Here is an 8,702-nt window from a genome sequence, read left to right on the forward strand (position 1 = left end):
AAAGTAGTAAAATTAAATGTGTTGGTGTAATTTTGGTTTGCAATTAAATATACTAAAGGTGGATTTAAAGATCTGATAAATAAAATGTGTGATTCAATAAAACTGAGTTAAATGTCTCTAAAAGTTGTAATTTTCCTTTATAATTCAAGCCTAACAATCAGTTTTATACAACTCTTTTTTCTTGTATTTATGATAAAACGGCAACAGCAGTGTGTCAATTTATATTTTTAATTCTTTCTAATCATTTTCATAATCAGTTAAGAAGTGGTCATAGAACATAAGAAATCGTGACAACATTTTTAAAAATCATTCTTACACGCCTCGAATACTTTCTCTATCTAACTAGAAATTGAGCTCTGAAATCAAAAAAAGGATTCTACATTATCCAAGTTGCAGAAAATAAAATTTAAAGATAAAATATTAATTATGTCACAAGCATCTATTCTATTACAAAAAATAGCATTCAACACTGAAACAGTAGGTATTATTGGACTTGGTTATGTAGGGCTTCCACTTGCAGTTAACTTTGCTCAGGCTGGTATTAGGGTTATTGGCTTCGATAAATCGCAAATCAAAGTTGATAAAATCAATCACGGAGAGAACTATATAAAAGACATTCGCGATGCAGTATTGCGCGAGGTTGTCGGTAATATTAAGCTCAAAGCGACCACTGATTTTACACTAATCAAAGAATGTGATGCGCTGCTAATCTGTGTGCCAACTCCTTTGGACAAGTTCCGCAAACCTGACATGAGTTACATTGAAACAGCCTGTGTTGCTATTGGACAAAACATTAAATCAGGAACGTTTATCAGCCTCGAAAGCACCACTTATCCTACAACTACCGAAGATTTTATACTTCCAATTATCGAGCAGGAATCAGGTTTAAAGCATGGTGTCAGCTTTTGGCTTGCCTATTCTCCAGAACGTGTTGATCCAGGCAATGTTAGTTTTCATACTAAAAATACACCGAAAGTACTTGGCGCCATTAACAAAGAAGGACTAGAAATAGGTGAAAAAATATATTCCAAAGCAGTAGATACACTTCACTTAGTAAGCTCTCCAAAGGTGGCCGAAATGGTTAAGATTCTTGAAAATACTTACCGCCTCGTAAACATTAGCCTAATTAACGAACTGGCTTTGCTTTCGGGTAAAATGGGAATTGATATTTGGGAAGTTATTGATGCAGCCAAAACCAAACCTTTTGGTTTCCAGGCTTTTTACCCCGGCCCGGGAATTGGTGGACACTGTATTCCACTTGATCCGTTTTATCTCGAACACATTGCAAAAAAATATGATTTTGATTTGAGTATGATTCATGCAGCTGGGCATATCAACATGCGGATGCCTCACTACATGTATATTAAAATAGCTACGGCTTTAAATAGCCAACAAAAAGCAGTAAACGGCAGCAAAATTCTCTTTTTGGGAGTTGCATATAAACCGAACATTGACGACGCCCGAGAATCTCCAGCCCTCGAAATCATTGACATTGTCATACACAAAGGTGGACTTGCAACTTATCACGATCCATTTATTACAGAAGTTACTACACCAGCCGGAAATTCATTAAATTCAGTTACCGAGCTTGTCGAAGGAATGCAAAATGCTGACTGCGTGATCATTACAACCAATCATCAGGTGTTTAATCCTGAATTGATAAAGAAACACGCAAGACTAATAGTTGATTTAAGAAATGTAATTAATGAAGTGTCCGAAAAAATTTATTCATTATAAATTATCCTAATTATTTCTATATGATAAATATTTATTTATGCATTAGTGGTTTCATGTTTCTATGAGCAACCAACTATAAAATATAATGTCAGTTAATTCTTCAAGTACCGTACGTATCGCTAAAAACACCTCTCTACTGTATATCAGAATGATGGTTGTTATGGTGATTAACCTTTATACCGTACGACTTGTACTAAATGCACTTGGTGCTGAAGATTATGGCATCAATAATGTTGTTTCAGGTTTAATTACTATGCTAATTAGTATTAGCAGTGTACTCTCAACTGCTACACAAAGGTATTACTCATACTCTATAGGCGAAAACAAATCAGAACGACTTCGAAATATATTCTCTACCAGTATTATCATATTTGCATTCTTATCTCTTATAGTATTCATATTGGGAGAGACGGTTGGTTTATGGTTTGTTAATACTCAATTAATGATACCGGATAATAGAATGAATGCTGTAAACTGGATATATCAGTTCTCGATATTTTCTTTCATTTTTTCATTCTTACAGGTTCCATATTCTGCTGCAACCATGGCACACGAAGATATGGGAATATTTGCCATAATCAGTACAGCTGAGAGTATATTGAAATTGACATCGGTACTTTTTATTTATCTAGTTCCAGTAGATGGTTTAATCATTTATGGGGCAACTCTTTTCTTAATATCTTTAATGATTATGGTATCCTACATAGTAATCGGTAAGAATAAATATGCTGAATGTCGCTATCATAAGCCAACGGAAAAAACACTATACAAAGAGTTGCTTTCTTTCTCAGGATGGTCTTTATTTGGTTCGGTAGCTGGAGTTGGAATGGCTCAAGTTAATACCATATTGGTCAATATTTTTTTTGGACCTTTGGTCAATTCTGCAAGAGCGATATCCTTTCAGTTTTCTTCGGCTGTGAGTTCATTTAGCGGTAGCTTTTTAATGGCAATTAGAACGCCAATGATGAAATCTTATGCTAGCGAGTCGTATTTATATTTGAATAAGATTTTCAATTTGAGTAACAAGTTTATATACTACGGATTATTGATGATTTTTCTTCCTCTTATATTTGAGATGGATACTGTTTTGATTTTGTGGCTGAATACATCAGATCCCCAAACTGTGCTATTTTCTAGATTTATTTTAGTTTATGCTTTGATAATGTCTTTGAATAATCCCATATCTATCATTATTCAGGCCACAGGCCACGTTAAGGAGTATCACGTAGCAGTAGAAACTTTCACTCTTTTATGTGTGCCTGCTACATATATTTTATTTAAATTGGGGTATCCGGCATACACTACCTACATTGTGATGATTGTTGCAGCCGTTGCATCTCATTTTGTTAGACTAATCTGTCTTAAAAAATATTATAAACCATTCAGTTATTCTGAATATTTAAAGTCATTCATTCTACCTGCATTAACAATAACTCTTTTTGCGTCTTCATTTGTTTTTCTAATACATAGAATTATTAGGAATACATCACTGCGAGTATGTGCAGTTGTTTTTTTTTCTATTGCATGTGTAGCATCATTGGCGTTTTTGATTGGTTTATCCAAAATCGAAAAAGTTGCTTTGAAACAACTAATAGCCCAATTAAAACGAAAATAGAAGTATTAGCACTTATGAAAAACCACTAATCCTGTCGATAGCAACTTGTAACTGCGCTTGTAAAAGTGAGGAAGTTAATTATATTAATAGTTCACTGATAATTGGAGATTTCCACTTGCAATAATACCATTTTATGAATTTTCAGACTGATTATCCGTTATTTACAGTTATAATTCCACAAAAAGACCGAGCAGAGTATTTGATTCATACCCTGAGAACCTGTGTGATACAAGATTATCCAAATTTTGAAATAATAGTTTCTGACGATTGTAGTGAGGATAACTCTGTTGAGATAGTCCGTGATTTAATGATAAAGGATTCCCGAATAAAATTGTTTGCACACGATCATCATTTGGGAATGAGAGATAACTTTGAATTTGCGCTTAATCAGGTCCGCCCCGGATATGTTTTGGCTTTGGGCGGTGATGATGGTCTCGTTCCGGGCTGTATTGGACGGATGTTTGATATTCTTTCATTAACAAAGAGGGAATTATTGACTTGGACTCCAGCTGGCTTTGCTTATTCTGATTATGAAGGTGGTAAAAATATTTTTTCTGTTAAAAGAAGGAAGAATTATGGCGTAAAATTTATTAAATCACAAACATTCTTGAATAAGTTATCGAAGACCTTTCTATACCAGATAGATGAATGCCCTATGCTTTTCATGAAGGGAGTTGCCTCAACAGCTCTTATTGATAGAGTAAAAGCAAGAACAAAAGATCATAGCTTTTATTGTTGTCCCACTCCGGATGGGTTCTCCGGGGTCGTGCTGGCGGGAGAAGTTGAGGATTATGCCTTTACTTATGAACCACTATCGATAGGGGGTACTACTACTAAATCTCAAGGGAGAAATTATCACAGGACTGACAAGAAATCCAGAGAAGAAGCGCAGCAATTTTTTAATGATAACATTAGAAGAACAATGCATGCTAAATTAGCTTCTCAGCAATACTCACCTTTGGTAACTCTGATGACAGCAGATTATTTATTGACAGCGCAAGATTTACCAGGATGGCCTGGTAAGTTTGCACCAATATCCTTTGACGCACTCATACGTGCTTCATTTAAACTGATTGAAACAAGTCCATCTGAAAACGAGGTGTTAATCAGAGAATTGAATATTCTCAAGGAGATTGCCAAGCAGCACAATTTATTGGATTTATTTGATAAGTTGTTTTCTACAACAAAGAGAAAAGTCGTTAGAAAGGAAGAAGTTTACGGATTTGTCATTACTAATTCAATTAGATTTGAGGGGACAGAATTAGGGATTAATAACATTTTCGATGCTTCTCTCGCTACGAATTTCATATATAATTTTTACAATAAAATATCCTTTAAAGAGATGATTTCATTTATCAGAAATACTTGTAGAATATTTTTTAGAAACAAGATATTTAAGATGGAGAATCTTCCCAAAATAAATTAATTATAAATTAGTGATATGTCATTATTTAAAGATAAAATCCTGTTGATAACAGGTGGTACAGGTTCATTTGGAAATGCAGTTTTGAGCCGCTTTTTAAATACCGATATTGGTGAAATCCGAATTTTTTCCCGTGATGAAAAAAAGCAAGAAGATATGCGTCATGAGTTTCAAGCTAAGATGCCGGAGTTCGCTGAAAAGATTAAATTCTATATCGGCGATATTAGAGATTTAGCAAGTGTGAAGAATGCTATACACGGTGTAGATTTCATCTTCAATGCAGCTGCTCTAAAGCAGGTGCCTTCTTGCGAGTTCTTTCCTCTAGAGGCTTTGAAAACCAATGTTTTGGGCACAGACAATGTGCTTAGTGCAGCCATCGAGGAGGGTGTAAAGACCATAATTTGCCTTTCTACTGACAAAGCTGCTTATCCTGTCAATGCCATGGGCACTTCCAAAGCAATGATGGAGAAAGTAATTGTGGCGAAATCACGTAACGTAAGTCCGGATAAAACGAAAATTTGTTGTACCCGTTATGGTAATGTGTTGTGTTCCCGCGGCTCTGTTATTCCTTTGTGGATTAATCAGATAAGAAAAGGGCAACCTATTACTTTGACTGAACCTTCAATGACTCGTTTTATTATGTCACTTGACGAAGCAGTTGATCTTGTGCTTTTTGCTTTTGAGAACGGAACAAGTGGTGATATTCTTGTACAAAAGGCTCCGGCATGTACAATTATGACATTGGCGGAGGCTGTTTGCGAGCTATTTGAAGGCAATAAAGAAAATATTAAGGTAATCGGCATACGCCATGGTGAAAAGATATATGAGACCCTTTTGACTAACGAGGAATGTGCTAATTCTATTGACATGGGTAGCTTCTTCAGGGTACCCAGTGATAATCGAGGATTAAATTATGCTAAGTATTTTGTCGACGGAGACACTGAGCGCAATCTATTGACAGAATTCAATAGTAACAACACAGAACTTTTAAGTCTTGAGCAGGTAAAAAATAAATTACTTTCTGTTGATTTTATACAGGATGAACTTAAAAAAATAGGTAAAGTAATATGAATTTTTTTGTATTGGGTTGCAATGGCATGGCAGGTCATACTATTTCTTTGTATTTAAAAGAGCAAGGACATGAAGTAGTTGGTTTTGCAAGATTAAAATCGCAATTTATTAACAGTATTGCCGGTGATGCTCATGATACTGAATTCCTGAGAAAGCATATTGCTGAAAGTAAATATGATACTGTGATTAACTGCATCGGTATACTCAATCAGTTTGCTGAGAATAATAGGACTTTGGCTACTTTCCTGAATTCCTATTTTCCACATTTTTTAGCAGAAGCTACTGCCGGCACTGATACACAAGTAATTCACATGAGTACAGACTGTGTGTTTTCCGGCAAATGCGGCGAATACACCGAGGATGATTTTCGTGATGGTGAAACATTCTATGATAGGTCAAAGGCTCTTGGAGAACTTGAGGATGATAAGAATATTACATTACGAAACTCTATCGTAGGCCCTGATATCAGTTCTAAGGGTATTGGGCTTCTTAACTGGTTTATGCATCAAAGTGGTGAAATTAATGGTTACACCAAGGCTATGTGGACTGGACAGACGACTCTCCAACTTGCAAAGACTATGGAAATGGCAGCTAAGGAAAAAGCACATGGGTTGTATAACACTGTTCCAGACCATTCTATTTCAAAGTACGATTTGCTCATGCTCTTCAATCACTATCTTAGAGGGGATTCTTTGAAGATTAACCCGGTTGAAGGCGTAAATGCAGACAAATCGCTCAAGCGTACCAGATATGAGTTCAGCTATTTAATTCCCGATTACGAAACGATGATTGCCGAAATGGCTGAATGGATTAAAAAACACAAGAATATGTATCCTCATTATAATCTTTAGTATTGAGCAATATGAAGAAACTGAAACTAATGACAATTATCGGGACAAGACCTGAAATTATCAAGATGTCGGCTATTATTAAGAAATGTGACAAATACTTTGATCACATCCTCGTACATACTGGCCAGAATTATGACTATACATTGAACGAGGTATTCTTTAAAGATCTGGACTTGCGCGAACCGGACAACTACCTTGAAGTAGTAGGTGAGAACCTTGGACAGACGATGGGTAATGTGATTGCCAAGTCTTACGAGTTGATGATGGAGGTTAAACCTGATGCTATCATTGTATTAGGTGATACCAATTCTTGTTTGTGCGTAATCTCTGCTAAACGACTGAAGATTCCTATATTCCATATGGAAGCTGGTAATCGTTGTAAAGATGAGAATTTACCAGAAGAAGTTATCCGCCGTATTGTGGATGTTACCAGTGATATCAACCTTTGTTATTCCGAACACGCTCGCAGGTATATCCTTGATTCGGGTCAAAAGCCAGAATATACCTATGTAGTCGGTTCTCCTATGGCAGAAGTGCTAAAACAATGTTTAGTGCAAATTAATGAAAGTAAAGTGCTGGAAGAGCTTGGTCTGGAAGCAACTAAATATATTTTGCTTTCAGCTCATCGGGAAGAAAATATAGACATCGAATCCAATTTTTTCTCGCTTATGAATGCTATAAATGTATTGGCAGTGACATACGATATGCTAATTCTCTATAGCTGTCACCCTCGTTCCAAGAAAAATATCGAGAAAAGCGGATTCAAATTTGACAAGCGAGTTATCCAACATCAACCACTTGGATTTTTCGATTACAATAAACTTCAGCAAAATGCTTTATGTGTAGTTTCTGATAGTGGAACTCTACCTGAGGAAAGCGCTTTCTTTCATTTCCCAGCCGTATCTGTAAGAACATCTACTGAACGTCCAGAAGCGATGGACAAAGGAGTATTCATAATCGGTTCCATTACATCAGGTTCTGTCCTTCAAGCAGTCAATATGGCTGTTGAGATGCATAAGAACGGAAATAATGCTTGTGATGTTCTGGATTATACAGATGAAAATGTATCAACTAAAGTAGTTAAAATTATTCAGAGCTATACTGGAGTGGTGAATAAGATGGTGTGGAGAAAAAATGAAGAATAATTTTCATATATTAAATGAAAATTTAAAATTATCCTAACAACTATCCTTCCTGATGTTGAGCGGTTATTCATTCTTTCATACTTCCAATCCAAATATCATTTTTTAAGACTGAAATTAGAAAGGTATTATATGAGGTTTGATGTTAATTTTATATTGCTTATACTCAATATACTCGTTTGGATAATTACCTTAGCTATGTATCAAAATAAAAAACGATATTTTGATGCAGGAAGTGTAATTATCTTTTCATTTCTTTTATATTCTTTCTTTTCATTTTTTCTATATTATGACCCTTTTTGGGGTCCAGAGTTTAATCAGCTACGCTTATTTCCTATTATTTATTTATATATAATGATAATGATTGCTGCTTGGCCTGTTTTAAAATATGATGAATTAAAAATTATAGAGATTCAAAAGCCTAGCAATCTTTTATTTAATACAATCGGTATTATTCTCATTGTTAGTACGTTTTTTTTAATGCAAAAAGGGCTGCCAAATGTTATTGATGGTTTTAAGAGAATATTGTTTGACTCTACCGCTGGTTTGGCTATTTACAAAGATACTATGGATTCGTCAGAGGCCTCAAATATTGGCGATGGTAAAATTTCAAATCTCCCTGCTATTATTGCAGGGTTGTTGTCAGATATTGGGATTTTAATGTTTTTCTATAATCTGACATTAAAGAAACGTAATAAATTAATGACAACAGGATTATTAATAGCTGTTTTATTTCCAATATTTGATCAGATTGCAGTGTCCCAAAGAGGTCCAGTGATTAATAGTCTATTTACTATTATTATATCTTATTTCGCATTGAGAAAGTTTATCCCAAGAAATATTAATAATGTAATAAAAACGAT

At 35.0% G+C, this 8,702-nt stretch carries 7 protein-coding genes; all 7 read left to right on the forward strand.

Annotation, left to right across the window (positions count from 1 at the left end; all coding sequences use genetic code 11):
- Positions 1–426: 426 nt before the first annotated feature.
- Complete coding sequence (locus ACILQF_RS07455; protein ID WP_395626790.1) at positions 427–1,737, forward strand: nucleotide sugar dehydrogenase; 1,311 nt, start codon at positions 427–429, stop codon at positions 1,735–1,737.
- A gap of 85 nt (positions 1,738–1,822) precedes the next feature.
- A complete protein-coding gene (locus tag ACILQF_RS07460) occupies positions 1,823–3,352 on the forward strand; it encodes a hypothetical protein (protein WP_395626791.1) in 1,530 nt (509 codons plus the stop codon).
- Positions 3,353–3,485: 133 nt separating this feature from the next.
- A complete protein-coding gene (locus ACILQF_RS07465) occupies positions 3,486–4,778 on the forward strand; it encodes a glycosyltransferase family 2 protein (protein ID WP_395626792.1) in 1,293 nt (430 codons plus the stop codon).
- A 15-nt stretch (positions 4,779–4,793) separates the two neighbouring features.
- Positions 4,794–5,846, forward strand: coding sequence for a polysaccharide biosynthesis protein (locus ACILQF_RS07470; RefSeq protein WP_395626793.1), 1,053 nt, complete (start codon positions 4,794–4,796; stop codon positions 5,844–5,846).
- On the forward strand, positions 5,843–6,697 hold the full coding sequence (locus ACILQF_RS07475; RefSeq protein ID WP_395626794.1) for an SDR family oxidoreductase: 855 nt from the start codon (positions 5,843–5,845) through the stop codon (positions 6,695–6,697). The genes ACILQF_RS07470 and ACILQF_RS07475 overlap by 4 nt, the downstream gene beginning before the upstream one ends.
- 11 nt (positions 6,698–6,708) lie before the next feature.
- Complete coding sequence (gene wecB, locus ACILQF_RS07480) at positions 6,709–7,842, forward strand: non-hydrolyzing UDP-N-acetylglucosamine 2-epimerase (protein WP_395626795.1); 1,134 nt, start codon at positions 6,709–6,711, stop codon at positions 7,840–7,842.
- A gap of 195 nt (positions 7,843–8,037) precedes the next feature.
- Positions 8,038–8,702 (forward strand): oligosaccharide repeat unit polymerase (locus ACILQF_RS07485; RefSeq protein WP_395626796.1); only part of this gene is annotated, 665 nt, incomplete at its 3' end.

This window comes from Daejeonella sp., from assembly GCF_044232565.1.
In the GTDB taxonomy this organism is placed as follows: domain Bacteria; phylum Bacteroidota; class Bacteroidia; order Sphingobacteriales; family Sphingobacteriaceae; genus Daejeonella.

Coding starts and splice junctions, on each gene's coding strand:
- ACILQF_RS07455 (WP_395626790.1), top strand. CDS start 427: ATGTCACAAGCATCTATTCTATTACAAAAAATAGCATTCAACACTGAA.
- ACILQF_RS07460 (WP_395626791.1), top strand. CDS start 1,823: ATGTCAGTTAATTCTTCAAGTACCGTACGTATCGCTAAAAACACCTCT.
- ACILQF_RS07465 (WP_395626792.1), top strand. CDS start 3,486: ATGAATTTTCAGACTGATTATCCGTTATTTACAGTTATAATTCCACAA.
- ACILQF_RS07470 (WP_395626793.1), top strand. CDS start 4,794: ATGTCATTATTTAAAGATAAAATCCTGTTGATAACAGGTGGTACAGGT.
- ACILQF_RS07475 (WP_395626794.1), top strand. CDS start 5,843: ATGAATTTTTTTGTATTGGGTTGCAATGGCATGGCAGGTCATACTATT.
- wecB (WP_395626795.1), top strand. CDS start 6,709: ATGAAGAAACTGAAACTAATGACAATTATCGGGACAAGACCTGAAATT.